We start from the raw sequence: 242 nt of genomic DNA on the forward strand, positions 1-242 counted from the left end.
GTTTCACACTATCTTCTCCCATATAGGGAGCTACGGTAACAGCATCAAAGTCAAGCGTTTCGAAAAAAGCCTTTGCATACTGGGCAGAAGTGTTGCCGATGTCTCCGCGCTTTGCGTCCGCAATTTTGAAATGCGTTTTTGGAATATAATTCACTGTTTTTTCCAGTGATTGCCAACCTTTTACACCCAGCGATTCGTAAAAAGCCGTATTGATTTTATATGCAACACAATGATCTAATGTG

At 41.3% G+C, this 242-nt stretch carries 1 protein-coding gene; it reads right to left on the reverse strand.

Annotated features, from left to right (window positions below; genetic code table 11):
• On the reverse strand, positions 1–242 hold a 242-nt coding region (locus tag ACKX14_RS16375), incomplete at both ends, for an orotidine 5'-phosphate decarboxylase / HUMPS family protein (protein ID WP_422449494.1).

The organism is Thermorhabdus hydrogeniformans, assembly GCF_049310025.1.
Taxonomy (GTDB): domain Bacteria; phylum Bacillota; class Thermosediminibacteria; order Thermosediminibacterales; family Tepidanaerobacteraceae; genus JBJYKD01.